Below are 23,968 nucleotides of genomic sequence, written 5' to 3'. Positions count from 1 at the left end.
GGACAGCGGCACACGAGGAATGGGGCGGGGAACGGCCATGATGGGACCAGCACACTCACTGTCGGGGGCCGCGGCCTGGCTCGGCGTCGGTGCCGCGGCCGCCGCTGCGGGACACTCGATGCCCTGGCCGGTCCTCCTGGTCGGTGCCTTGATCTGCGCCGGAGCGGCCCTCGCCCCGGACCTCGACCACAAGGCAGCCACCATCTCCAGGGCGTTCGGTCCGCTCTCGCGCGGGCTGTGCGAGATCGTCGACAAGCTCTCCTACGCCGTCTACAAGGCGACGAGGAAGCAGGGCGACCCGCGCCGGTCCGGCGGCCACCGCACGCTCACCCACACCTGGCTGTGGGCGGTCCTGATCGGTGCGGGTACGGCGGCCGCGGCCGTGACGGGTGGCCGTTGGGCGGTCCTCGCCATCCTCTTCGTCCACATGGTGCTGGCCATCGAGGGCCTGCTCTGGCGGGCGGCCCGCGGCTCCAGCAGCGATGTCCTGGTGTGGCTCCTGGCGGCGACCAGCGCCTGGATCCTCGCCGGGATACTCGACAAGCCGGGCAACGGCTCGGACTGGCTGTTCACGCAGCCGGGCCAGCAGTACCTGTGGCTGGGGCTGCCGATCGTGCTGGGGGCGATAGTGCACGACATCGGCGACGCGCTGACCGTCTCCGGCTGCCCGATCCTGTGGCCGATCCCGGTGGGCCGCAAGCGCTGGTACCCCGTGGGCCCGCCCAGGTTCATGCGGTTCCGGGCGGGCAGCTGGGTCGAGCTGAAGGTGCTGATGCCGGTGTTCATGCTGCTGGGCGGGGTGGGCTGCGCGGCGGCGCTGAACTTCATCTGAGCGGGCCCCGAAAGCCGGCCCCACCCCGGCCGGCCCGGTCAGCCCCTGCACTGCTGGGCCGGGGACACCCCGGGCAGCGGGCGGCCGATCACGGCGAGCGGGATGGAGGAGAAGCCCTCCTCCCAGGCGGCCTCCTGCCAGGTGCCCTTCGCCCAGGCGGCCGTTCCCCAGCAGCTCGCGCCCGCTCAGGTCCCCTGGCCCGCGCCCGAGCCGTAGCGGCGTTCGAACTGGGCGATGCGGCCCTCCGAGTCCACGGTGCGGGCCTTGCCGGTGTAGAAGGGGTGGCTCTCCGAGGAGATCTCCACGTCCACCACCGGGTAGGTCTCGCCGTCGTCCCACTCGATGGTCTGGTCGCTGCTCGCGGTGGACCGGGTGAGGAAGGCGTAGCCGGCGGCGCGGTCGCGGAAGACGACGGGGTGGTAGTCGGGGTGCTTGTCCTGCTGCATGCCTGCTCCTTGCCGTCTGCGGTAAAGGTGGATCAGCCGGACCGCGCGTCCTCGTCGACGATGTGCATGGCGGCTTCCTCGGCGGAGGCCGCCGCGCCGTCGATGCCCACGTCGGTGGCGACCAGCGCGCTCTCCTCGTCCTCGTGCGCGCCCTCGTCGGGGGCCACGAGCCGGCCGGAGCGAACCGCGCCGACCTCGTTGTCCAGGAGTTCCCCGTCGGTGCCGTCGCAGTCGCCCAGACCGTCGCCCTCGCTGTTGGTGAGGTCGGGCAGTTCCTCGGCGAGCCGCTGGTCCAGCGACTCCCCGACCCGCCGTTCGGCGGCCGTCACACCGAGGTGCTCCACGGCCCAGGGCCGCTCCGGAGGGGACCAGCCACGGTCGAGGGGGTCGCCCACACCGTCGTACTCCAGGGTGTCCTCGGAGTCGAGCAGCCCCGTGTCCTCACGCTGGTCGTCTCCGTCGGGCTGGTAGACGTCGTCTCCCCATCCGTCGGCGCTGTTCACGGGTACCTCCAGGTGGTGGGGACCGGCCCTCACCACGCCGGGTGTCGCCACCGGGCGCGGAGCACAGGCTGTGCCGGGGACGCGTCCATGGTCCCCGGGCACTCCCCGAGCCGGTGCCGATATCCAGACTTCCACCCCCGTTCGGCACCGCGCAACGGCACGGGGCGAGGAGGCACCGGGACCGGGAGGAAGGCCCGTGGGCCGACGCGCCGGTGGCCGTCGGGTCCGTGCCGACGGGCGCGGGCTCACCGGTGCGCCCCATGGGCCCACTCGGTCCCCGCGCCTCCCAGCTCACCTGTGCGCCGGTCCCGGTCGGCCCCCGCGCCGCACAGGCTCACCCAGTGCTGCGGCTCCCGGCCACCCGGTCCCGCGGCTCCCGGCTTCACCCCTGCGCCGCACAGGCCCACCCAGTCCCGCGCCTCCCGGCTTCACCCCTGCGCCGCACAGGCCCACCCAGTCCCGTGGCTCCGGGCTCGCCGGTTCCGCGGCTCCGGGCCCGCCCGGTCCTGCCTCCCGGCCGCACCCGGTGGCCCGCCCGACCCCGCGGCTCCCGGATCAGCCGTGCCAGGAGTGCCACAGTGCTGCGTACGCGCCCTCGGCCGCGACCAGCTCGTCGTGGCTGCCCAGTTCGCTGATGCGGCCGTTCTCCACGACGGCGATGACATCGGCGTCGTGGGCGGTGTGCAGGCGGTGAGCGATGGCGACGACGGTGCGGCCGTCGAGGACCCGGGCGAGGGAACGTTCGAGGTGACGTGCCGCTCGCGGGTCCAGCAGCGAGGTCGCCTCGTCCAGGACCAGCGTGTGCGGGTCGGCCAGCACCAGCCGGGCCAGCGCGATCTGCTGGGCCTGGGCCGGGGTGAGCGCGGTCCCGCCCGAACCGACCTCGGTGTCCAGGCCGTCGTCCAGAGCCCGCGCCCAGCCGTCGGCGTCGACCGCCCCGAGGGCCGCCCACAGCTCGGCGTCCACCGCGTCGGTCCGCGCGAGCAGCAGGTTGTCGCGCAGGGAGCCCACGAAGACGTGGTGCTCCTGGTTGACCAGGGCCACATGGGAGCGGACGCGTTCGGCGGGCATCCGGGACAGTTCCGCGCCGCCGAGGGTGATGCGGCCGTCCCGGGGCGCGTAGATCCCGGCGAGCAGCCGGCCCAGGGTGGACTTGCCCGCGCCCGAGGGGCCGACCAGCGCCAGCCGGGTGCCCGGGGCGACCTCCAGGGAGACCTGGCGCAGCACGTCGACGCCCTCGCGGTAGCCAAAGTGCACCCGCTCGGCACGCACGTCCCGTCCGTCGGGTGCCAGGGACTCCTCCCCGGCGCCCGGTTCGATGTCCCGCACGCCCACCAGCCGGGCCAGCGACACCTGGGCCACCTGGAGCTCGTCGTACCAGCGCAGGATGAGATTGACCGGGTCCACGAGCATCTGGGCGATCAGGGCGCCCGTCGTCAGCTGGCCGACCCCGATCCAGCCATGGAGCACGAACGCGCCGCCGATCATCAGCACCGAGGCGAGCACGGTGGCATGGGTGAGGTTGATGACCGGGAAGAGGACCGAGCGCAGCCACAGCGTGTAGCGCTCCCAGGCCGTCCACTCCCTGACCCGGCGCTCGGACAGCTCGATCCGGCGGTCGCCCAGGCGGTGGGCCTCGACGGTGCGTCCGGCGTCCACGGTCTCGGCGAGGGCGGCGGCCACGGCGGCGTATCCCGCCGCCTCGGAGCGGTAGGCGGACGGTGCCCGCTTGTAGTACCAGCGACAGCCGACCACCAGCAGCGGCACGGCCACCAGCACGGCCGGAGCCAGCGGCGGCACCGTGACCACGAGACCGCCGAGCAGCAGCACCACCCACACCACGCCGATCGCCAGCTGCGGTACGGCCTCGCGCATCGCGTTGGCCAGCCGGTCGATGTCGGTCGTGATCCGGGACAGCAGATCGCCGGTGCCGGCCCGTTCCAGGACGCCCGGGGGCAGTCCGACCGACCGGACGAGGAAGTCCTCGCGCAGGTCGGCCAGCATCTGTTCGCCGAGCATCGCCCCGCGCAGCCGCACCTCGCGCACGAACACCGCCTGGACCGCCAGCGCCAGCGCGAACAGCGACAGGACGAGCGGCAGATGAAGCTCTCGCGCGCCGTCCGACACCCGCTGGACGAGGTCGCCGAGCAGCCACGGGCCCACCAACGAGGCCATCACGGACGCCGTGTTGACGCCGATCAGGACCAGGAAGGCACGCCGGTGCCGGCGGAACAGCTCGGCCACATACGCGCGTACGGTCGCGGGGGCGCCGACCGGCAGGGTGTTCGCCGTCGTCGGGGCCGCCGGGTCGTAGGCCGGTGGCGCCACGCCGATCATGCTGTCTCCTCGATCTCTTCGAGTTCCTTCAGTACGCCGCTCAGCACGGCCTCTTCTTCGGTCTCCCGGGTCACCACGGCCCGGTAGCGGGGCTCGTCGTGCAAGAGCTCGCGGTGCACGCCGACGGCCAAAACGCGGCCCTCGTGCACCAGCACGACCCGGTCGGCGTGGTCCAGGAGCAGCGGCGAGGAGGTGAACACCACTGTCGTGCGCCCCTCCCGCAGCCCGCGTACGCCCTGCGCGATCCGTGCCTCGGTGTGCGAGTCGACGGCCGAGGTCGGCTCGTCAAGCACCAGCACCTCCGGGTCGGTGATCAGCGACCGGGCCAGCGCGAGTCGCTGCCGCTGCCCGCCGGACAGCGAGCGTCCGCGCTCGGTGATCCGCGTGTCCATGGGGTCCTCGGCGTCCAGCGACGCCTGGGCCAGCGCCTCCAGCACGTCCTCGCACTGCGCGGCCGCCAGCGCGTCCTGTGCGCTGACGTTCCCCGAGGCGGGCACGTCGAGCAGCTCGCACAGCGAACCGGACAGCAGGACCGGGTCCTTGTCCTGGACGAGGACGGCCGTGCGGGCCGTGTCCAGCGGCAACTCGTCGAGGGGCACCCCGCCCAGCAGGACCGACGTGTCCTGGTCCGCCGGGTGGCCGCCCAGCCGCTCGGCGAGCAGGCCCGCCGCGTCCGGGTCGCCGCACACCACCGCGGTGAGCCGGCCGGCGGGGGCCAGCAGCCCGGTCGCGGGGTCGTACAGATCGCCGCGCGGCACGTCGGCGGCGCGCACGCCCTCGGCGTCCGTGGCCCGCTCCAGCGAGAGCACCCGCGCGGCCCGCTTGGCCGAGGGGCGGGAGAACGAGTAGGCCATGGCGATCTCGTGGAAGTGCTGGAGCGGATAGCTCAGCACCATCACCGAGCTGTAGACGGTGACCAGTTCGCCGATGGTGATGCGCCCCTGCTGGGCCAGATGGACGCCGTACCAGACCACGACGATCATCAGTACGCCCGGCAGCAGGACCTGGACGGCCGCGATCAGGGACCACATGCGGGCGCTGCGCACGGCGGCGTGGCGGACCTCCTGGGAGGCGCGGCGGTAGCGGTCGAGGAACAGGTCCTCGCCGCCGATGCCGCGCAGCACGCGCAGGCCGGCGACCGTGTCCGAGGCCAGCTCGGTGGCGCGACCCGCCTTCTCGCGCTGGAAGTCCGCCCGTCGGGTGGCCCGGGGCAGCAGCGGGAGGACGGCCAGCGCCACCACCGGCACGCCCACGGCGACGACCACGCCGAGCGCCGGCTGGTAGAGGACGAGGGCGACGCAGACCACGACCACGGTGAGGGCCGCCGCGGTGAACCGGGAGACGGCCTCCACGAACCAGCCGATCTTCTCCACGTCACCGGTGGAGACGGCCACGACCTCACCGGCCGCCACGCGCCGGGTCAGCGCGGAGCCCAGTACGGCCGCCTTGCGGGCGAGCAGCTGCTGCACCCGGGCGGCGGCGGTGATCCAGTTGGTGACGGCCGTGCGGTGCAGGAAGGTGTCGCCCAGCGCGATGCAGAAGCCGCACAGCGCCAGCAGCCCGCCCGTCAGGGCCAGCCGGGTGCCGGAACGGTCCACCACGGCCTGCACACTGAGGCCCACACAGAACGGCAGCGCGGAGACCGCCACGAAGTGCAACAGCCCCCAGGCGAGCGACTTGACCTGTCCGCCCAGCTGATTGCGGCCCAGCCACCACAGGAATCGGGGACCCGAACGCGCGTCCGGAACGCCGGGATCGGGATAGGGAAGGTCTTGAATCTGCATGACGACTGACGTCCCGGTGGCTCGTGTCAGGGGGGTGGAGGGAACCGCTCACTGCGGCAGCAAACCGTGACAGGTTCGCCTCGCAGCGTGGTCGCTGGCAAACGGTTTTCTGCCCGGGGGAGCTCCGGTCCTTCTGACGGAGGCCTCATTGCCATGAGGGGGTGACTCGCCGTAGAACACCGGCCATGAAGAGACGGATCGTCATGTTCATGCTCGCCTGGGTGACCCTCCTGGCGAGTGTCCTCCTAGGGGCGGGGCCGGCCCAGTCCGCCGACGTACCCGCCGAGTTCGGCACCGACTGGCACGACCCGGTCACCGCGGCCCCGCCCGTGGCGGAGCCGCACGGCAAGTCCTGCCAGGTCACCCTCGCCGAGGCGCAGTTCCGGGACTTCACCCCCTACAGGGGCGCCTACACCCCGCCGTCGGGCTGCGGCGACCGCTGGAGCAAGGTCGTGCTGCGCCTCGACGGCAAGGTCAAGGGGCGGCAGTACGACCGGCTCGGCTATCTGCACGTCGGCGGTGTCGAGATCCTCCGTACCTCCACGCCCGAGCCCTCGCCCGACGGCATCGCCTGGTCCGTGGAGAAGGACGTCACGCGGTACAGCGACACCTTCCGCAGCAGCCAGGACGTCGAGATGCTCATCGGGAACGTCGTCGACGACACCTACACCGGCGTGATCGACGTCAAGGTCACGCTCACCTTCTACGCCGGGAGGCCGACCACCGCCGCGACCCCCGACAAGGTCCTCACCCTCGGCGACGGCAACACCCTCACCACCCCGCGCAACAGCGAACGCGTCCTCGCCGAGGTCTACGCCACCGGATCGGGCGGCGGCTGCGAGGAGTTCTGGTACCTGGCGGTGCCCGACAAGGCGCCGTACTCCTGCCAGGCCGACGGCGGCCCCTACCGGGAGGTCCAGATCAAGGTCGACGGCCAACTGGCGGGAATCGCCGCGCCGTTCCCGCACGTGTGGACCGGGGGCTGGTCCAACCCCTTCCTCTGGTACGTGATTCCGGGCCCCCGCGCCTTCGACGTCAAGCCGATCGAGTACGACCTCACCCCCTTCGCCGGCCTTCTCGACGACGGCCGTCCGCACAAGCTCGAGGTCTCGGTCGTCGGCGTGCCCGAGGGGCAGAGCGGCTGGAGCGCACCGGTGAACGTACTGGTGTGGCAGGACGCCAAGAGGGCGCAGGTGACGGGCAAGCTGATCGAGAGCCGGTCGGGGACGCTCGCGAACTCCTCCACCTACACCGCCGGTTCGCCGGAACGGGTGGACACCGTGGCCGGCCACGCGTTGACCGTCTCCGGATATGTCGACACCTCGCACGGCCGGGTGACGACCACCGTCCGCCGCACACTGGCCAACACCTCCGTGCACCGCTGGACCGACGGCGAGAACGTCGACGGCCTCGACGCCACCTGGACCGACGACGAGTCCGTCACCGTCGACGGGCGCGGACCGGCCCGGACGACGGCCACGCACCGGACGTACACGATGGACGGCTCGACCACGATCGGCGACGACGCCCGGCTGCGCACCGTGCTGACCCTCGGCGACCGGGCCGCGGTGAGCGAGACGCGGGGCGGCCGGCGCACCGGCTGGTCGCGGCTGGACGACGCGGTCACCGGTGACGCCACGTACACGACCGGGGTTCCACGCGACCAGCGGCACGCGGTCGGTACGACGAGCGAGCGCTACCGGCTGTACGGGTCCGGAGGGTGCTACGACCGCTCCCTGACGACCGTTCAGGGGGTGCTCACGGAGGACCGCTCGCGCTGCTGAGCCGAGTGTGTGCGATGGGTCACATGGGACGGGATTTACATGTGCGCAACACGGAGGTTTCCGACGGGATCAACGGCGCCCCGAAAGTGATCGTCACGGAAACCGCTTTCCGTATCGCAGAAGTCTCCCCGGCAGCTGCGAGGTTGACGTCCCCCCACAAGGAGTGCCCGTGCCGTCGTCCGTCCCGTCCGCCCCGCGACGCGTCGCACACATACTGCGTACCTCTCTGTTCGCGCAGGTCCTCTGCGCGCTCGTGCTCGGAATCGTCGTCGGGAGGCTGTGGCCCGGCTTCGCCGCCGATCTGCAGCCCCTCGGCGACGGTTTCACCCGGCTCATCAAGACGATCATCTCCCCGCTCGTGTTCTGTGTGGTCGTCGTCGGCATCGCCAAGGCCGGTGACCTCAAGGCGTTCGGCCGGATCGGTCTGAAGGCGCTGGTCTGGTTCGAGGTGGCGAGCACGTTCGCCCTGCTCATCGGGCTGCTCGCGGCCAATGTCGTGCAGCCCGGTGCCGGGATGCACGTGGACCCGGCCACGCTCAGTGCGAAGGCGGTCGACGCGAAGACGGACGGCGGTTCGCTGCCTTCGACCACGGAGTTCGTCCTGAACGCGCTGCCAACCAGTTTCATCGGCGCCTTCGCCGAGAACTCCCTGCTCCAAGTCCTCGTCCTGGCCTGTCTGGTGGGCGCCGCGCTGCTGCACCTCGGGCACACGAAGGTGCCGCAGGTACTGCCCGCCGTCGAACAGGCGCAGGAGATCATCTTCGCGGTCGTCGGCTTCGTGATGCGGCTGGCCCCGATCGCGGTGTTCGGCGCGATGGCCGTCCTGATCGGCCAGTACGGGCTCGGCGTGATCGAGACGTACGCCAAGCTGATCGTCCTGTGCTACGTCGCCGCCGCGCTGTTCATCGTGCTGCTGGCCGTCGCCCTGCGGATCGTCACCGGGCTGAGCCTGTGGAAGTTCCTGCGCTACATCCGCGAGGAGATGCTGCTCGCGCTCGGTACCGCGTCCACGGAGTCCGTGATGCCGCGCGTGATGCAGAAGCTGCGCGGAGCCGGGGCGCGGGACGACGCGGTGGGGCTGGTGCTGCCCACCGGGTACTCCTTCAACCTCGACGGCGCCTCGCTCTACCTCTCCATCGGCACGCTGTTCATCGCGCAGGCGGTGGGCGTCGACCTCGGTGTGGGGCAGCAGATCACCGTGGTCCTGGTGCTGATGCTGACCAGCAAGGGCATGGCGGGCATCCCCGGCTCCGCATTCCTCGCGCTGTCCGCGACGGCTTCCTCGTTGGGGGCGATCCCCGCGGGGGCGGTGGCGCTGCTGCTGGGCGTGGACCGGATCATGGACTCGATGCGGGTCGTGACGAACCTGCTCGGCAACTGCGTCGCGGTGTTCGCGGTGTCCCGCTGGGAGGGGGCGCTGGATCTGGAGCGGGCGAGGCGAGTACTGGGCGGGGAGACGGCCGCGGAGGCGGAGATCCCGGTGTCTGTCGCCCAGTAGCCCGGGGGGTCTGCTTCGTGGGCGGCTGCGGGTGCGTGGGGGTTGTTCGCGCAGTTCCCCGCGCCCCTGAAGGTGGGAGCACTGGTCCGACCCAAAGGGGCGCGGGGAACTGCGCGGACAAGCCACCAACCACCCGCAGCCGCCCACGAACCGCACCGCCCCTAACCGCAGCGCGCCCCTGGTTCCGTCCCTCCATCCACCAACGTGTCCAACAGCCCGCCCAGAACCTCCCGCTGCTCATCACTCAACGGCGCCAGAATCTCCGCCGCGGCCGAGCGCCGAGCGCCCCGTACCTCGCTCAGCGCCTTGCGGCCCTCGTCCGTGAGCTCGATCCGGATCACCCGGCGATTCGTCGGATCCGGCACCCGGCGCACCTTGCCGTTCGCCTCCAGTCCGTCGACCAGGGAGGTCACGGCCCGCGGAACCACTTCCAGGCGCTCGGCGAGATCGGCCATGCGCGGTGGTGAGCCGTAGTGCGCCAGGGTGCGCAACAGCCGGGACTGGGCCGGGGTGACCCCCAGGCCGCACTGCTCGATGTGCCGCTTCTGGATGCGGTGCACACGGCGGGTGAACCGCAGCAACTGCTCGGCGAGCAGGCCGTCTGGATCGGGCGTGGTCATACGGGAACAATATCAGGACGACATTCATTGTGAGCTTAGGTAACAATGAGCTAAGCTCCGCCAGTCTTCGCCGTCCCACTCCCGTAGGAGTCCATTGCATCCCGATCGCCAACCCAGCTGGACACCGCCGGCCGACGCCAAGCAGCAGCCCCGGCAGGTGCGCCGGATCCTGAAGCTCTTCCGTCCCTACCGCGGCCGCCTCGCGGTCGTCGGACTGCTGGTCGGTGCCGCGTCCCTGGTGTCCGTGGCCACGCCCTTCCTCCTCAAGGAGATCCTGGACGTCGCCATCCCCCAGGGCCGCACCGGCCTGCTCAGCCTGCTCGCGCTCGGCATGATCGTCAGCGCGGTCCTGACCAGCGTCTTCGGTGTGCTGCAGACCCTGATCTCCACCACCGTCGGCCAGCGCGTCATGCACGACCTGCGCACCGCGGTCTACGGCCGTCTGCAGCGCATGTCGCTGGCGTTCTTCACGCGCACCCGCACCGGTGAGGTCCAGTCCCGCATAGCCAACGACATCGGTGGCATGCAGGCCACCGTCACCTCCACCGCCACCTCCCTGGTCTCCAACCTGACCAGCGTGGTCGCCACCATCGTCGCGATGATCGCCCTCGACTGGCGGCTGACCGTCGTCTCCCTCCTGCTGCTCCCGGTGTTCGTGTGGATCAGCCGCCGCGTCGGCAACGAACGCAAGAAAATCACCACCCAGCGCCAGAAGCAGATGGCCGCCATGGCCGCGACCGTCACTGAGTCGCTCTCCGTCAGCGGGATCCTGCTCGGCCGCACCATGGGCCGTTCCGACTCGCTGACCAAGTCCTTCGCAGATGAGTCCGAGGGTCTGGTCGACCTCGAGGTGCGCTCCAACATGGCCGGACGCTGGCGGATGGCCGTCATTACCATCGTCATGGCCGCCATGCCGGCGATCATCTACTGGACTGCGGGCATGGCCCTGCAATTCGGCGGCCCCAAGGTCTCCATCGGCACGATCGTCGCCTTCGTCTCGCTCCAGCAGGGCCTGTTCCGCCCGGCCGTGAGCCTGCTGGCGACCGGTGTCCAGATCCAGACCTCGCTCGCGCTCTTCCAGCGCATCTTCGAGTACCTCGACCTGCCCATCGACATCACCGAGCGCGAGAACCCGGTGCACCTCGACCAGATCAAGGGCGAGGTCCGCTTCGAGGACGTCGAGTTCCGCTACGACGACAAGGGCGGGCCCATCCTCGACGGCATCGACGTCACCGTCCCGGCCGGCAGCAGCCTCGCCGTCGTCGGTCCGACCGGCGCCGGAAAGTCGACGCTCGGCTATCTCGTCCCGCGCCTCTACGACGTCACCGGCGGCCGTGTCACCCTCGACGGCGTCGACGTCCGCGACCTCGACTTCGACACCCTCGCCCGCGCGGTCGGCGTCGTCTCCCAGGAGACGTACCTCTTCCACGCCTCGGTCGCCGAGAACCTGCGCTTCGCCAAGCCGGACGCCACCGACGCGGAACTCGAGGCGGCGGCCAGGGCGGCCCAGATCCACGAGCACATCGCGTCCCTGCCCGACGGCTACGACACGGTCGTCGGCGAGCGCGGCCACCGCTTCTCCGGCGGTGAGAAGCAGCGCCTGGCCATCGCCCGCACCATCCTGCGCGACCCGCCGGTGCTCATCCTCGACGAGGCGACCAGTGCCCTGGACACCCGTACGGAGGCGGCCGTCCAGGACGCCATCGACGCCCTGTCGGCCAACCGCACCACGCTCACCATCGCCCACCGCCTGTCCACCGTCCGGGGTGCCGACCAGATCGTGGTCCTCGACTCCGGGCGGGTGGCCGAGCGGGGCACCCACGAGGAACTCCTGGAGCACGACGGGCGGTACGCGGCCCTCGTACGCCGGGATGCCCAACTGGAACCGACAAGCTGAAAATATGCCGGGTTTGTGATGATATGCGGGTTACCGTGCCCGCATGGACCAGAACACTCCGCCACGGAGTACTCGGAGCGCGATTCGACTGACGCGCAGGGGCCGGTTCGCCCTCATCGCGACCGGAGCCGTCGTGGCCGGCACCGCCGTGGCGGTGCCGCTGCTGACCCTGGAGAGGGAGCAGCACGCCAGGCCGACGTCCCTGGTCATCCCGGAGGGCTGGCGCGCGGGGCAGGTCTACGAGGCGGTCGACAAGGCCCTGGCGCTGCCCGCGGGCAGTACTCGGAGGTCGATCGCCAAGGCCGGCCTGAAGCTGCCGAACGACGCCGACGGCAACCCGGAGGGCTATCTCTTCCCGGCGACGTATCCGCTGGAGAGCAACGGCAGGAAGGCGACCCCCGAGTCCCTGCTGGCGTACATGGTCGACACCGCGAACAAGAAGTTCAACGGCGCCCCGGTCGCGGCCGGCGCCCAGCGCAACGCCATGAACGTGTACCAGGCGGTCACCATCGCGAGCATCGTGCAGGCCGAGGCCGCCTCGAAGGCGGACATGGGCAAGGTGGCACGCGTCATCTTCAACCGGCTGGAACACGGGATGCCGCTGCAGATGGACTCCACCGTCAACTACGCCCTCAACCGGGCCTCGCTCAGGACCAGCGCCGGCGACACGCGCATCGACAGCCCCTACAACTCGTACCAGCGCATGGGGCTGCCGCCCACGCCGATCGACAACCCGGGCGAGGACGCGATGCGCGCCGCGATCAACCCGCCGCCGGGGGACTGGCTGTACTTCGTCACCGTGAAACCGGGCGACACCCGGTTCACCGCCGACTTCGCCCAACACCAGCGCGACGTCGCGGAGTTCAACGCAAACCAGAAGAGCGCGAGCCCGGCCAAGTGACCCGACGGTGCCTCACGCGGCGACCGGCTCGGCCGGCCGCTTGGCCAGCAGGCGCCTGATGTCCCGTACGGCCGCCCGGCCGGCCCGGTTGGCGCCGATGGTGCTGGCCGACGGGCCGTAGCCGACCAGATGGATGCGCGGATCGGCGACCGCGCGGGTGCCGTCGACACGGATCCCGCCGCCCGGCTCGCGCAGCCGCAGCGGCGCGAGATGGTCGATGGCCGCCCGGAAGCCGGTGGCCCACAGGATGACGTCGGCGTCGACGCGCCGCCCGTCGTCCCACTCCACGCCGTCGGCGGTGATCCGGTCGAACATGGGCCGCCGGTCGAGGATCCCGTCCTCGATGCCCCGCCGGATCGCGTCGTTGAGCGGCAGTCCGGTCACGGTCACGACGCTCTGCGGCGGCAGCCCCTGCCGCACCCGCTCCTCCACCAGCGCGACGGCCGCCCGGCCGTACTCCTCGGTGAAGGGGCCCTCGTGGTAGACGGGCGGGCGCCGGGTGACCCAGGTGGTGGCGGCCGCGTACCGGGCGATCTCCAGCAGATGCTGCGTACCGGAGGCGCCCCCGCCCACCACGACCACCCGCTGCCCCGCGAACGCCTCGGGCCCGGGGTACTGCGCGGTGTGCACCTGCCGCCCCCGGAAGGTCTCCTGACCGGGATAGCGCGGCCAGAACGGCCGGTCCCAGGTGCCGGTGGCGTTGATCAGCGCCCGGGTCGACCAGGTGCCGTCCGAGGTCTCGACGAGCAGCCGCCCGCCGTCCCCCTCCCGCACGGCACGGACGTCGACGGGCCGCCGTACGCGCAGGTCGAAGGTGTGCTCGTAGGTGGCGAAGTACTCGGCGATCACCTCGGACGAGGGCCGCTCGGGGTCGGCGTCGGTCAGCTCCATGCCGGGCAGGGAGTGCATGCCGTGGACCTTGCCGTACGTCAGCGAGGGCCAGCGGAACTGCCAGGCGCCGCCCGGGCCGGGGGAGTGGTCGAGGACCACGAAGTCGCGCTCCGGCTCGAAACCGGTGCGGCGCAGATGATAGGCGCTGGACAGACCCGCCTGACCGGCGCCTATGACGACTACCTCGACCTCGCGCGTGTTGTTCACGTTTCTACTAACGGCGGGCAGGCCGTGGATCTTCCCGTCCGCGTGCGGCGGACGGGTCGTGACGCACGTGTGAAACCCGGCGCAGGGGTCAGGATGGGGTCATGTCAGATGCCTTCACCACCCGAGTCCTGAACATCGCCACCGGCTCCACGGAGAGGGTGGTCGACCTGACCCGCGACTGCGAGGCCTTCCTGCGGGAGGCGGCCGCCGGCCGTGACGGCCTGCTCAACATCTTCGTCCCGCACGCGACCGCCGGAATCGCCGTCATCGAAACGGGCGCGGGCAGCGACGACGACCTCCTCGCCGCCCTCCACACCCTCCTCCCGGCCGACGACCGCTGGCAGCACCGCCACGGCAGCCCCGGGCACGGCCGGGACCACGTGCTGCCGGCTTTCGTGCCGCCGCATGCGACGCTGCCCGTGGTCGGCGGGGGGCTGGAGCTGGGGACATGGCAGTCGGTGTGCCTGGTGGACACCAATAAAGACAATGTCAACCGTCAGGTGCGCCTGTCGTTCCTCGGGTAGCGGTTGTCGCTTCCGGCGTCGAAAGTGCTCACTCGTCGGCGGCTACGGCATCGAGATGCACCGATCCGGCATCTCCCCTCAGGCGTCGACGACGAGGTTCTCCTGAGGTGTGGCGCAGCAGAGCAGGATCTTGTTCTGGGCGATCTCGCGCGGCCGGATGCCTCCGTTGTGCCGCATGTCGACGGACCCGGCCAGCAGTGTGGTCTTGCAGGTGCCGCACATTCCCTGGGCGCAGGAGGCGGGCAGGCTCAGGCCGGCCCGGGAGGCGGCTTGCAGGAGGGAGGTGTCCGCATCGCAGGTGAGTGTGCGTCGGCTGCGGGTGAACTCGACGGTGAAGACGCGCCCTTCGGTGGCTTCCTCGGTGCCGGTCATGGAAGCGGGAGACGGTGGCGCTTCGAAGGCGAAGCTCTCCTCGTGGTAGCGGTCCTTCGCCACCCCGGCCGTCGAGAGCAGGGCGCGTACCGCGGCCATGTAGCCGGCGGGGCCGCAGGTGAAGATCTCCCTCTGACGGAAGTCGGGAGCGATCTGCCGCAGCATCTCGAAGGTCAGTCGGCCGCGGTGGCCGCCCCAGGGCTCGGTCGGACCGTCCGCCTCGCAGACGTGCACCACCCGGATGCCTGGCGCGGTGGCGGCGATGAGGTCGAGTTCGCGGCGGAAGAGGATGTCGGCGGGGGTCCGGGCACTGTGGACGAACACCACGTCGGCCGGTTGCGCGAGGTCGTAGAGCGTCCTCGTCATGGCCATCGCCGGGGTCGCGCCGCTGCCGCCGGACAGGAAGAGGTACTTCGGCGCGGGGTGCCGGATGAAGGAGAAGTCCCCGAGGGGGCCCCGCGCCCGCACCGTGTGGCCGGGGCGCAGACGGTCGTGCAGCCAGTTGGAGACCAGCCCGCCCGGGACCCTCTTCACGGTGATCGCGACCGAGTGGGGACGGGTCGGTGGCGAGGAGATCGTGTAGCACCGCTCGACGGGCCGGCCGTCGATGTCGACGCCGAGGGTGAGGAACTGGCCGGGGTCGTGCTGGAAGAGGCGGGGCTCGGGAGCTTGGAAGACGAAGGTCTTGACGTCCGGGGTCAGGGAGTGGATCTGCTTGCAGACGAGGAGTCCGTCGGTGTCCTCGTCGTCCCAGGGTCGGGTTCCGGCCCAGGCCGGGAGCGTGTCGGTCATGGTGCCAGGTGCGCCTTCAGCCGGGTCACGTACCAGTTGACGAATGCCTCGACCTGGTACTCGGTCGGGCCGTAGGGGCCGGGCAGATAGGCGGGACTGGCGATGCCCTGCTGGGCGCGCGCGACCAGGAGCGCGTCCTGGTCGTTGGTGGCCGTCCACACCCGGGTCAGGCTGTCGAGGTCGTAGTCGACCCCCTCGACCGCGTCCGGGTGCACCAGCCAGGTGGTGCGGACCAGGGTGCGGTCCGGCGCGAGCGGGATCACGGAGAAGGTGATCGCGTGGTCGGAGAGGAAGTGGAACCAGGCGTTGGGCTGCATGTGGAGGGAGAGGCGGCCCAGGCGGGGCGTGGGGAAGTCGTTCAGGAGCCGCTTGCAGGCGGCCGTGCCGTCCTCGGTGAAGGACTCGCCCGCGCCGTCCAGCGGTTCGCGCTGGATGCGGAAGCCGGTGGTGCGGGTGTCCAGTTCCTCGATCGCCTCGTACGGCAGGCCCAGCGACTCGTACGTCTTGCGGGACTCGGCGTCGGCCTGCAGATAGCGGTCGTACGCAGGACGCAGCACCGGTGGCACGTCCTGTTCGGCGTAGCCGTAGACGGGGAAGAGGGAGCACTGGAGCTCCGGGTGGCCGCCGCAGTGGTAGCACTCCCGGTTGTTCTCCATGGTGAGCTTCCAGTTGCCGTTCTCCACCAGGTCGATCTGCGTGGCCACCTTCGCCCGGCGCAGGTCGTGCGGCGCGATGTACGGCTCGATGCGGGCCGCCACCTCGTCGAAGTCGGCGGGTGGTTGCTCGGCGAGGCACATGAACACCAGGCCGGCGACCGTGCGGGCGTGGACGGTCCGCAGTCCGAAGCAGGACGGGTCGAAGTCGGCCGGCTGCGACTCCGCGTGCAGCAGGCGGCCGTCCACACCGTAGGTCCAACGGTGGTAGCCGCAGACGACGTTGCCCACCGAGCCGCGCTCGTCATTGAGTATCCGGGCGCCGCGGTGGCGGCAGACGTTGTGGAAGGCGCGTACCTCTTCGTCGTCGTCGCGAAGCAGGATCACCGAGTACGGACCGAGGGTGACGGTCACGTAGTCGCCGGGTTCGGGGAGTTCGGCCTCGGTGGCGACGTACAGCCAACTCCGGGCGAAGACCGCTTCGATGTCGAGGTCGAAGGCTTCCCGGCCGGTGTAGAAGGGGGCTTCGAGACTTTGGCCGGCGGCGCGGCGGGCCACGAGATCCGACACGTCCGGGGCGGGGGCGAGTGTGCTCATGGGTGTCTCCAACAAGGGTTCAGGCCGGCAGGCACAGCCGCAGGGCGTCGTACACGGCGGCATGGATGTTGCGGCCGGCGACCGCGTCGCCGAGGCGGAACAGCTGGTAGCGGCCGGTGTCGTTGCGGATCACTGTCTGCTCCTGGTGGGCGAGCAGAGCGTGGTAGTCCACCTCGCCGAAGTTGCTGGAGCCGGGCAGCAGTTCGCGGTACAGCTCGTCGGTGGGCAGGGTTCCGTGCTCCACGATCACCTGGTCGACGGAAAGTTCGGTGTCGGCGTCGGTGTAGTCACTGTGGAGGGTCGCGATCAGGCGGCGGCCGTCGGGGGCGCGGCGCACGGCCCGCAGCCGCCGGGCGAGGGTGGTGGTCACGTCGTGTTCCGCGAAGACCCTGAGGTAGGCGGGGGAGTTCATGCTGCCGACGTCGGGGGCAAGGGTGCGTTCCGGGGTCACGTAGTGCAGACGGGCGCCGGACGGGGCGAGCACTTCCACGGCGTCCAACGCGGGGTAGCCGCCATGGTCGTCGTAGACCAGGACCTCGCCCCGTGGGCGCAGTGAGCCGGTCAGCACGTCCCAGGTGTCGGCGACGAGGTCCTCGCCCGCGTCCAGGAAGGTGCGGTTGGGCGTGCCGCCGGTGGCGACGATCACCAGGTCGGGGTGTTCGGCGAGTACGTCGTCTGCCTCGGCGTAGCGGCCGAAGCGGAGGTCGACGCCGTGGTGCTTGCACTCGGCCACCCGCCAGTCGACGATGCCGAGCAGATCGCGGCGGCGCGGGTTGGAGGCGGCGAGCCGGATCTGGCCACCGGGGAGGTCAGCGGCCTCGAACAGCACCACGTCATGGCCGCGTTCGCCCAGAACCCGGGCGGCTTCCAGACCGGCCGGACCGGCGCCGACGACAACTGCCCTCCTGCGGCGGCCGGTTGTCACCGGGACCGTGTGGGGAAGCGTCAACTCCCGGCCGGTCGCCGGGTTGTGGACGCACTTGGTGTCGCCCGAGTCGTAGATCGCGTCCAGGCAGTAACTCGCCCCGACGCAGGGCCGGATGCGGTCCTCGCGGCCGGCGGCGACCTTGGCGACCAGATGGGGGTCGGCGATCTGGGCGCGGGTCATACCGACCAGGTCGAGCAGTCCCTCGCGCAGGGCGTGCCGCGCGGTGGCCACATCGGCGATCCGGGCCGCGTGCATCACCGGCACCCGCAGCCGGCGCCGGACCTCGCCGGTGAACTCCAGGAAGGGGCCCAGCGGAGTGCCGATCGGCGGGATCGCGCGCACCAGGGAGGCGTCGCTCTCGATGGAGCCGCGGATGGTGCTGACGAAGTCGATGCCGTCGTCGGTGAAACGCTCCGCCGCCACCAGGGCGTCGTCGAAGGTCAGCCCACCGGGGCGGGCCTCGTCGAGCATCAGCCGGATCCCGACCACGAAGTCCGGGCCGACGGCCTCCCGCACCGCCCGGATCACCCGGCGCGGGAACGCCATACGGTGCTCCAGGTTGCCGCCGAGGTCGTCGTCACGGCGGTTGGTCGTGGGGGAGAGGAAGCTGTCCAGGAAATGCCCGTAGGCCTCGAGTTCGATGCCGTCGAGGCCGGCCTCCCGGCAGCGCAGCGCGGCGGACACGTAGTCGGCCGTCACGCGGTCGAGGTCCCACGGCTCGGCGGCTTTGGGGAAGGCCCGGTGCGCGGGTTCGCGCAGGGGCGAGGCGGACAGCACCGGCAGCCAGTCTCCGGCGTAGTTGCTGGTACGGCGGCCGAGATGGGTGACCTGACACATCACCGCCGCCCCGGCCTCGTGCACCTCGTCGGCGAGGCGGCGCAGCCACGGCACGATGTCGTCCCGGTACAGCAGCAGGTTGCCGAAGGCGGGCGGGCTGTCCGGCGAGACCACGGCGGAACCGCCGATCATGGTCAGGCCGACACCGCCGCGCGCCTTCTCGACGTGGTAGGCGCGGTAGCGGTCCTTGGGCAGGCCGTCCTCGCCGAAGGCCGGTTCGTGGGAGGTGCTGACCACCCTGTTGCGCAGGGTGAGGTGTTTGAGCCGGAAGGGCTGGAGCAGAGGGTCGAGGCTCTGGGAACTCTGGGAAGGCACAACCACTCCTCGGGAAGTGGGAGGCCGGTCGCTGCGTCGGGGCGTCGATGGCCGTACAGCGAGCGCGGATGTCTCGCATTGCGAAACTTAATCGCGATGCGAGACAAATGGTGGAGGCGCCTGCCCGTGGCAGTCAAGGGGCGGCCGGGATGCGGTCCGCCGGGGTCAGGGCTGCGGGCGGTGGCCCTGGCGCAGGGAGATCCGCTCGCCCGCCTGTCTGACCTGCTCCGCGAGGGCGGGCACGGTGTCGTCGCCGAGGCGGAACGTGGGGCCGGAGACGGTGACGGCGGCGACGACCCGGCCGTCCAGGGAGCGGATCGGTGCCGCGATGGCGGCCAGCCCGATCTCGTGCTCCTGTGAGGTGGTGGCGTATCCGCTGTCGCGCACCGTGCGCAGCTGGGCCTTCAGGTGCGCCGGGTCGGTGATCGTGTGCGGGGTGTACTGGGCGAGCCCGCGCTCCAGCACCTCGTCGGCCTGCTGCTCGGGCATGTGTGCGAGGAAGACCTTTCCGGCCGCGGTGGCGTGCATCGGGCTGCGCTTGCCGACCCAGTCCACGCTGGAGATGGTCGCGCCGCCCATCTCCTGGTCGATGGTGATCACTTCGAGCCCGTCGTGGATCGCGAGGTTCACCGTCTCGCCCACCTTGGCCGCCAGCTCGCGGCATACGGGGCGGCTGAGCAGGGAGAGGTCGCTCTGCCGTCCGGCGCCTGCGGCCAGTTCGACCATGCCGAAACCAAGGCGGTAGCGCCCCCGCTCGGCGTCCTGCTCGACCAGTCCGCGCGACTCCAGCGTGGCGAGCAGCCGGAAGACCGTCGCCTTGTGCAGGCCCAGCGCCTCGGCGATCTCGGTGACGCCGGACGGGCCGCCCCGGGACAGCGACTGCAGGATCGACACCGCACGGTCCACGGACTGCACTGAGGTGTCGCGAGGCCTTCCGGTGCTGGTCATGGCGCAAAGGATAGTCAGCGCGCATGCCCCGTCCCGACCGCCGTCGTCGCCCCTGCCGTGGTTACGGGTCCGTTTCCGCGGTTAATTCTCCGCGCCCGAGGGTTGGCGCGAAAGCGTCGGCTGGCTATCGTTCACGCACTCCACTCAATCGTTCCAGTGAACGAATAGCGAGAAGGACGGTCGGCCCATGCCCGACACCCACCACGCGGGACGGCGGTCGTTCCTGGCCGCCGGCGCCGCCTGTCTCGGTGCGTCCTGGCTGCTGTCCGGGTGCTCCGGCGCGGCCCCCGGCACGGTGCTGCCCGCCGCGGCGCCGAAGGGCACCCCGGACCGCGGCGGCACCCTCCGGATCGCCCGGCCGCCCGCGTCCGACGCCGAGACCCTCGACCCGGCGAGCTCCCTGTCGGCGTACGAATACCTCGGCGCCCTCTACAACCGCCTCGTCCGCGTCGGTGCGGACGGCCAACTGGCCCCCGACCTGGCCGAGTCCTGGGAGAGCGACGCCAAGGCCCGCACCTGGACCTTCCGGCTCCGCAAGGGCGTCACCTTCCACGACGGCCGTGCGTTCACTTCGGCCGACGCCGCTTACACCCTGCGCCACATCATCGACAAGGCGACCGCCTCCCCGCAGGCCGCCGTGCTCGCTCCGCTCATCGACCCCAAGACGCTGCGCACCCCCGACGCCCACACCCTTGTCGTCCCGCTGAAGTCCCCGAACGCCGAGTTCCCCAGCCTCCTCACGCACTACAACTGCTACGTCGTCCCCGACGGCAGCGCGAAGTCCATCGGCCGCACCGGCATCGGCACCGGCCCCTTCAAACTGGAGTCGTTCGCGCCCGCGGGCCCCGGCCGCGTCATCGCCCACTCCGGCCACTGGGCCGGACGGCCCGTCCTCGACGCGATCTCCTTCTACTCCGTGGCCGACATGTCCGCCCGAGCCAACGCCCTGCTCGCGGGCCAGGTCGACCTGCTGTCGCAGACCAACCTCGACTTCGCGACGGCCCGCGTGGTCGCCGCCTCCGACCGCGCGACCGTCGCCCGGGTGAAGAACGCCCAGTGGTACGTGCTGCCGATGCTCACCACCGACAAGCCCTTCACCGACGTACGCGTACGGCAGGCGATGAAGCTCGCCTACGACCCCGAGCACGTGGTGAAGGTAGCCCTTCAGGGCGCCGGCAGCGCGGGCTGGGACAACCCGGTCCCCCCGGACGACCCACTGCACATCTCCGCGCACCCGACGCACGACCCGGAGAAGGCGAAGCACCTGCTGAAGCAGGCGGGTCAGGAGGGGCTGGCCGTCGACCTCTACACCTCCGCCTACGACCCGTTGCTCACCCCCATGGCCCTCGCCTACCAGGAGTCCGCCAAGCGGGCCGGCATCCGCATCCGCGTCAAGACGGCCGCCGCGGACTCGTACTACACACAGATCTGGATGAAGAAGCCGCTGATGGCGACCTACTGGTACACGGGCAGGCCCGTCGACCAGCTCTTCACCCAGATCTTCCGCAGCGGCTCCTCCTACAACGAGACCGCCTGGTCCGACAAGGAATTCGACGCGGTCCTCGACCGCGCCCGCGCCGAGACCGACGACACGAAGCGCCGCGAACTCTACGGCGAGGCACAGACGTTGGTGATCGAGAAGGGCGGGGCCATGACCCCCATGTTCGCCGACCGGCTCGTCGGGATCTCACGCAAGGTGCGCGGATACGCCGAGCACGGCTTCGAGTTCGACTACCTGGGCATCGGCCTGAAGGGGGCCTGAGCATGCTCGTGTTCGTCGCCCGCCGACTGGCAGCCGCCCTCGGCACGCTGCTGCTCTCCTCCGTACTCGTCTTCCTCGCCCTGCAGGCCCTGCCCGGCGACGTCGCCACTCAGATCCTCGGCAAGGACGCCACGCCGGACGCGGTGGCCGCCCTCCGTAAGCAGTTGGGGCTCGACCAGCCCGCCTGGGAACGCTACTTCGACTGGATCAAGGGGGCCGTGCACGGCGACTTCGGCACCTCGCTGGTCTCCGGGAAGCCCGTGGGCAGCGAAGTCGCCCAGTACCTCGGCAACTCCGCGCTCATCGCCGTCGTCACCATCCTGTTCGCGGTGACCGGCTCCCTCGTCCTCGGCGTCCTGGCCGGCCTGTACCGCGACCGCTGGGCCGACCACCTCATCTCGACCGCCGGCCTGGTCGGGATGAGCGTCCCCGAGTTCGTGGTCGCCACCGTGCTGGTGCTGTGCTTCTCGGTCGCGCTGCCGTGGTTCCCCGCCGTCGTCCTGTACGGCCCCGACGCGAGCGTCGGCCAACTCCTGCCCGCCGTCTGGCTTCCCGCGCTCGCCCTCGCCATCGTCATGGCGGCCTACATCGTCCGCATGGCCCGCACTTCGGTGATCGACGTGATGGCCAGCGAGTACGTCACCACGGCCCGGCTCAAGGGACTGTCCACCTGGCGGGTCGTCACCCGGCACGCTCTCCCGAGCGCCCTGCTGCCCACCCTGCACGTGATCGCCCTGAACGTGGCCTGGCTGGTGGGCGGTGTCGCCGTCGTCGAGAACGTCTTCAACTACCCGGGCATCGGCAAGCTGATGCTCACCTCCGTGCAGAACCGCGACCTGCCCGTCGTCCAGGCCGTCGCGCTGATCAGTGCCGTCGTCTACGTCGTCTGCAACCTCGCCGCCGACCTCGGCGCCATGGCCCTCAACCCCAAGCTCCGTACGCGCGGGAGGACTTGATGACCACCCTCGACACTGCACCGGTGACCCTGGCGGCGCCGGGACACGCATCCCGCACATGGCGCACCCTGCGCTCCTCCCGCACGGCCCTCGCCGGTCTCGCCGTCGTCGGCGTCCATACCCTGATCGCCCTGATCGCTCCGCTGCTCACCTCGTACGACCCCATCGCCAACGACCCCTCCCACGCGCTCCTCGGACCGAGCTGGTCGCACTGGGCCGGCACCGACCAGTACGGCCGGGACGTCCTCACCCGGGTGCTGTACGGCGGCCGGTACGCGCTCGGCGTGTCCGTCGTCGCCACCCTCATCGCCCTCGCCCTGGGCACCGTGATCGGCTGTGCGGCGGCGCTGCGCGGCGGCTGGTTCGACGACGTAATGGGCCGCGTCCTCGACGCGGTGCTCTCGGTGCCGGCCGTCCTCGCGCTGCTCGTCGTCGTGACCGCGCTCGGCACCGGTCCCGCGGTCATCGTGATCGCCGTCGCCGTGGTGTTCGTGCCCCAGGTCGTACGGGTGGTGCGCGGCGCGGCGCTCGCCGTCGTACCCAACGACTACGTGACCGCGGCCCGCGCCCGCGGCGAGCGCACCTGGTCGATCCTGTGGCGGGAGGTCCTGCCCAACATCGTCGACGTGGTGTGCGTGGAGTTCGCCATGCGGGCCTCCTGGGTCGTGCTGCTGATCTCCTCGCTGTCCTTCCTCGGCTTCGGCGCCGACCCGCCGACCCCCGACTGGGGGCTCATGGTCGCGGAGAACCGCACCGCCATCACCGTCGTCCCGATGGCGAGCCTCGCACCGATCATCGCCCTGGCCACGCTCGTGGTCGGGCTCAACCTCGCGGCCGACGGCCTGTCCAAGGCCTGGGGCGTCGACCGGATCAGGGAGGGTTCCTGATGACCTCTGCCGCTGTGGTTTCCGTCAACTCCCTTTGCGTGTCCTACCGTTCGGGCGGGCGTGACGTGCCCGTCGTGCAGGACGTGTCCTTCGAGGTCGCCGAGGGTCGCACGCTCGCCCTCGTCGGCGAGTCCGGCAGCGGCAAGTCGACCGTCGCGGCCACCCTGCTCGGCCACCTGCGGCACGGCTCGCGCCTGGACGGCGGGACCGTGCGGGTCGACGGTCTCGACGTATTCGCCCTGCCTCCAAGGGAGTTGAGGCGCCTGCGTGGCGGAACCGTGGCGATGGTCGCGCAGAACGCCGGGCACGCGCTCACCCCGTCCATGCGCGTCGGACGGCAGATCGCGGAGGCGGGCGGTGCCGTGTCCGTCCTCGATCTGCTGGAGCAGGTACGGCTGCCCCGCCCCGCCGACCTTGCCCGCCGCTACCCGCACGAACTCTCCGGCGGGCAGCAGCAGCGCGTCGCCATCGCCATGGCCCTCGCGGCCCGCCCCAAGGTCCTCGTCCTCGACGAGCCCACGACCGGTCTGGACGTCGTCACCCAGCGCGGCATCCTCGACCTCGTCACCGCCCTGCGCGACGAACTTGGTCTAGCCGCTGTGCTAGTAGCGTGTCGCTGCTTAGTTCCGGTGTGTGGGGCTGAAGGGTCGGCGTCTGGCAGATTTCCCTGCCTCTGCCTGATAGGACGGCGTTCATG

General features: G+C 71.1%; 20 protein-coding genes. 10 read left to right on the top strand and 10 right to left on the bottom strand.

Going from position 1 to position 23,968, the window contains the following annotated elements; genetic code table 11:
- The first annotated feature begins 37 nt into the window (after window positions 1-37).
- Window positions 38-832, top strand: coding sequence for a metal-dependent hydrolase (locus ABZZ74_RS32230; protein ID WP_356770961.1), 795 nt, complete (start codon window positions 38-40; stop codon window positions 830-832).
- Window positions 833-1,017: 185 nt separating this feature from the next.
- Here the strand turns inward: ABZZ74_RS32230 and ABZZ74_RS32225 are convergent, their stop codons facing one another.
- From ABZZ74_RS32225 to ABZZ74_RS32210, 4 genes are all read right to left on the bottom strand, one after another.
- Window positions 1,018-1,278, bottom strand: coding sequence for a type B 50S ribosomal protein L31 (locus tag ABZZ74_RS32225; protein ID WP_133046901.1), 261 nt, complete (start codon window positions 1,276-1,278; stop codon window positions 1,018-1,020).
- Window positions 1,279-1,310: 32 nt separating this feature from the next.
- Complete coding sequence (locus ABZZ74_RS32220) at window positions 1,311-1,781, bottom strand: DUF5709 domain-containing protein (RefSeq protein WP_356770959.1); 471 nt, start codon at window positions 1,779-1,781, stop codon at window positions 1,311-1,313.
- 555 nt (window positions 1,782-2,336) lie between these two features.
- Window positions 2,337-4,118 carry an ABC transporter ATP-binding protein gene (locus ABZZ74_RS32215; protein ID WP_356770957.1) on the bottom strand — a complete coding sequence of 594 codons (1,782 nt, stop codon included), beginning with the start codon at window positions 4,116-4,118 and terminating at the stop codon, window positions 2,337-2,339.
- A complete protein-coding gene (locus ABZZ74_RS32210) occupies window positions 4,115-5,902 on the bottom strand; it encodes an ABC transporter ATP-binding protein (protein ID WP_356770955.1) in 1,788 nt (595 codons plus the stop codon). Before ABZZ74_RS32210 ends, ABZZ74_RS32215 begins: the two co-directional genes overlap by 4 nt.
- 185 nt (window positions 5,903-6,087) lie before the next feature.
- Between ABZZ74_RS32210 and ABZZ74_RS32205 the strand changes: the two genes are divergently transcribed.
- Window positions 6,088-7,686, top strand: coding sequence for a peptide-N4-asparagine amidase (locus ABZZ74_RS32205; protein ID WP_356770953.1), 1,599 nt, complete (start codon window positions 6,088-6,090; stop codon window positions 7,684-7,686).
- Between the two features lie 169 nt (window positions 7,687-7,855).
- Window positions 7,856-9,184 (top strand): cation:dicarboxylase symporter family transporter, encoded by a 1,329-nt coding sequence (locus ABZZ74_RS32200; RefSeq protein WP_356770951.1) that lies wholly within the window; start codon window positions 7,856-7,858, stop codon window positions 9,182-9,184.
- Between the two features lie 161 nt (window positions 9,185-9,345).
- Here ABZZ74_RS32200 and ABZZ74_RS32195 read toward each other — a convergent pair whose 3' ends face one another.
- Window positions 9,346-9,804: a MarR family transcriptional regulator gene (locus ABZZ74_RS32195; RefSeq protein ID WP_356770949.1), complete on the bottom strand. Its 459-nt coding sequence runs from the start codon at window positions 9,802-9,804 to the stop codon at window positions 9,346-9,348.
- 94 nt (window positions 9,805-9,898) lie between these two features.
- On the opposite strand from ABZZ74_RS32195, the gene ABZZ74_RS32190 reads away from it, so the two are divergent.
- Both ABZZ74_RS32190 and mltG read left to right on the top strand, forming a co-directional pair.
- On the top strand, window positions 9,899-11,701 hold the full coding sequence (locus ABZZ74_RS32190) for an ABC transporter ATP-binding protein (protein WP_356770947.1): 1,803 nt from the start codon (window positions 9,899-9,901) through the stop codon (window positions 11,699-11,701).
- Between the two features lie 43 nt (window positions 11,702-11,744).
- Window positions 11,745-12,602 carry an endolytic transglycosylase MltG gene (gene mltG, locus ABZZ74_RS32185; protein WP_356770945.1) on the top strand — a complete coding sequence of 286 codons (858 nt, stop codon included), beginning with the start codon at window positions 11,745-11,747 and terminating at the stop codon, window positions 12,600-12,602.
- Between the two features lie 12 nt (window positions 12,603-12,614).
- On the opposite strand, the gene ABZZ74_RS32180 is transcribed toward mltG, so the two are convergent.
- Window positions 12,615-13,700 carry an NAD(P)-binding domain-containing protein gene (locus tag ABZZ74_RS32180; protein ID WP_356770943.1) on the bottom strand — a complete coding sequence of 362 codons (1,086 nt, stop codon included), beginning with the start codon at window positions 13,698-13,700 and terminating at the stop codon, window positions 12,615-12,617.
- 101 nt (window positions 13,701-13,801) lie between these two features.
- Here ABZZ74_RS32180 and ABZZ74_RS32175 point away from each other — a divergent pair, with 101 nt between their 5' ends.
- Window positions 13,802-14,224: a YjbQ family protein gene (locus ABZZ74_RS32175; protein WP_356770941.1), complete on the top strand. Its 423-nt coding sequence runs from the start codon at window positions 13,802-13,804 to the stop codon at window positions 14,222-14,224.
- Between the two features lie 78 nt (window positions 14,225-14,302).
- Here ABZZ74_RS32175 and ABZZ74_RS32170 read toward each other — a convergent pair whose 3' ends face one another.
- The 4 genes from ABZZ74_RS32170 to ABZZ74_RS32155 form a co-directional block, all read right to left on the bottom strand.
- The gene (locus ABZZ74_RS32170) at window positions 14,303-15,388 is read right to left on the bottom strand and encodes a hybrid-cluster NAD(P)-dependent oxidoreductase (protein ID WP_356770939.1); all 1,086 of its coding nucleotides are present in this window, start codon (window positions 15,386-15,388) and stop codon (window positions 14,303-14,305) included.
- Window positions 15,385-16,638: an aromatic ring-hydroxylating dioxygenase subunit alpha gene (locus tag ABZZ74_RS32165; protein ID WP_356770937.1), complete on the bottom strand. Its 1,254-nt coding sequence runs from the start codon at window positions 16,636-16,638 to the stop codon at window positions 15,385-15,387. The genes ABZZ74_RS32170 and ABZZ74_RS32165 overlap by 4 nt, the downstream gene beginning before the upstream one ends.
- 19 nt (window positions 16,639-16,657) lie before the next feature.
- Window positions 16,658-18,718, bottom strand: coding sequence for an NADH:flavin oxidoreductase (locus tag ABZZ74_RS32160; RefSeq protein ID WP_356770935.1), 2,061 nt, complete (start codon window positions 18,716-18,718; stop codon window positions 16,658-16,660).
- Window positions 18,719-18,883: 165 nt separating this feature from the next.
- On the bottom strand, window positions 18,884-19,666 hold the full coding sequence (locus ABZZ74_RS32155; RefSeq protein ID WP_356770933.1) for an IclR family transcriptional regulator: 783 nt from the start codon (window positions 19,664-19,666) through the stop codon (window positions 18,884-18,886).
- 187 nt (window positions 19,667-19,853) lie between these two features.
- Here ABZZ74_RS32155 and ABZZ74_RS32150 point away from each other — a divergent pair, with 187 nt between their 5' ends.
- The 4 genes from ABZZ74_RS32150 to ABZZ74_RS32135 all read left to right on the top strand — a co-directional run.
- Window positions 19,854-21,428, top strand: a complete 1,575-nt coding sequence (locus tag ABZZ74_RS32150; RefSeq protein WP_356770931.1) for an ABC transporter substrate-binding protein — start codon at window positions 19,854-19,856, stop codon at window positions 21,426-21,428.
- A gap of 2 nt (window positions 21,429-21,430) precedes the next feature.
- A complete protein-coding gene (locus tag ABZZ74_RS32145; protein WP_356770929.1) occupies window positions 21,431-22,384 on the top strand; it encodes an ABC transporter permease in 954 nt (317 codons plus the stop codon).
- Complete coding sequence (locus ABZZ74_RS32140) at window positions 22,384-23,271, top strand: ABC transporter permease (RefSeq protein WP_356770927.1); 888 nt, start codon at window positions 22,384-22,386, stop codon at window positions 23,269-23,271. Before ABZZ74_RS32145 ends, ABZZ74_RS32140 begins: the two co-directional genes overlap by 1 nt.
- Window positions 23,271-23,968 (top strand): ABC transporter ATP-binding protein (locus ABZZ74_RS32135; RefSeq protein WP_356770925.1); only part of this gene is annotated, 698 nt, incomplete at its 3' end. The genes ABZZ74_RS32140 and ABZZ74_RS32135, both read left to right, overlap by 1 nt.

It is taken from the genome of Streptomyces sp. NPDC006476 (assembly GCF_040612015.1).
Taxonomy (GTDB): Bacteria; Actinomycetota; Actinomycetes; order Streptomycetales; family Streptomycetaceae; genus Streptomyces; species Streptomyces griseorubiginosus_B.
Note: the sequence above shows the minus strand (reverse complement) of the source record. Positions and strands in the feature narration are given on the sequence as shown.

Bases quoted from the DNA above. Each gene is read 5' to 3' on its own strand.
- ABZZ74_RS32230 (WP_356770961.1), top strand. From the start codon at position 38: ATGATGGGACCAGCACACTCACTGTCGGGGGCCGCGGCCTGGCTCGGC.
- ABZZ74_RS32225 (WP_133046901.1), bottom strand. From the start codon at position 1,278: ATGCAGCAGGACAAGCACCCCGACTACCACCCCGTCGTCTTCCGCGAC.
- ABZZ74_RS32215 (WP_356770957.1), bottom strand. From the start codon at position 4,118: ATGATCGGCGTGGCGCCACCGGCCTACGACCCGGCGGCCCCGACGACG.
- ABZZ74_RS32210 (WP_356770955.1), bottom strand. From the start codon at position 5,902: ATGCAGATTCAAGACCTTCCCTATCCCGATCCCGGCGTTCCGGACGCG.
- ABZZ74_RS32205 (WP_356770953.1), top strand. From the start codon at position 6,088: ATGAAGAGACGGATCGTCATGTTCATGCTCGCCTGGGTGACCCTCCTG.
- ABZZ74_RS32195 (WP_356770949.1), bottom strand. From the start codon at position 9,804: ATGACCACGCCCGATCCAGACGGCCTGCTCGCCGAGCAGTTGCTGCGG.
- mltG (WP_356770945.1), top strand. From the start codon at position 11,745: ATGGACCAGAACACTCCGCCACGGAGTACTCGGAGCGCGATTCGACTG.
- ABZZ74_RS32175 (WP_356770941.1), top strand. From the start codon at position 13,802: ATGTCAGATGCCTTCACCACCCGAGTCCTGAACATCGCCACCGGCTCC.
- ABZZ74_RS32170 (WP_356770939.1), bottom strand. From the start codon at position 15,388: ATGACCGACACGCTCCCGGCCTGGGCCGGAACCCGACCCTGGGACGAC.
- ABZZ74_RS32165 (WP_356770937.1), bottom strand. From the start codon at position 16,638: ATGAGCACACTCGCCCCCGCCCCGGACGTGTCGGATCTCGTGGCCCGC.
- ABZZ74_RS32155 (WP_356770933.1), bottom strand. From the start codon at position 19,666: ATGACCAGCACCGGAAGGCCTCGCGACACCTCAGTGCAGTCCGTGGAC.
- ABZZ74_RS32150 (WP_356770931.1), top strand. From the start codon at position 19,854: ATGCCCGACACCCACCACGCGGGACGGCGGTCGTTCCTGGCCGCCGGC.
- ABZZ74_RS32145 (WP_356770929.1), top strand. From the start codon at position 21,431: ATGCTCGTGTTCGTCGCCCGCCGACTGGCAGCCGCCCTCGGCACGCTG.
- ABZZ74_RS32140 (WP_356770927.1), top strand. From the start codon at position 22,384: ATGACCACCCTCGACACTGCACCGGTGACCCTGGCGGCGCCGGGACAC.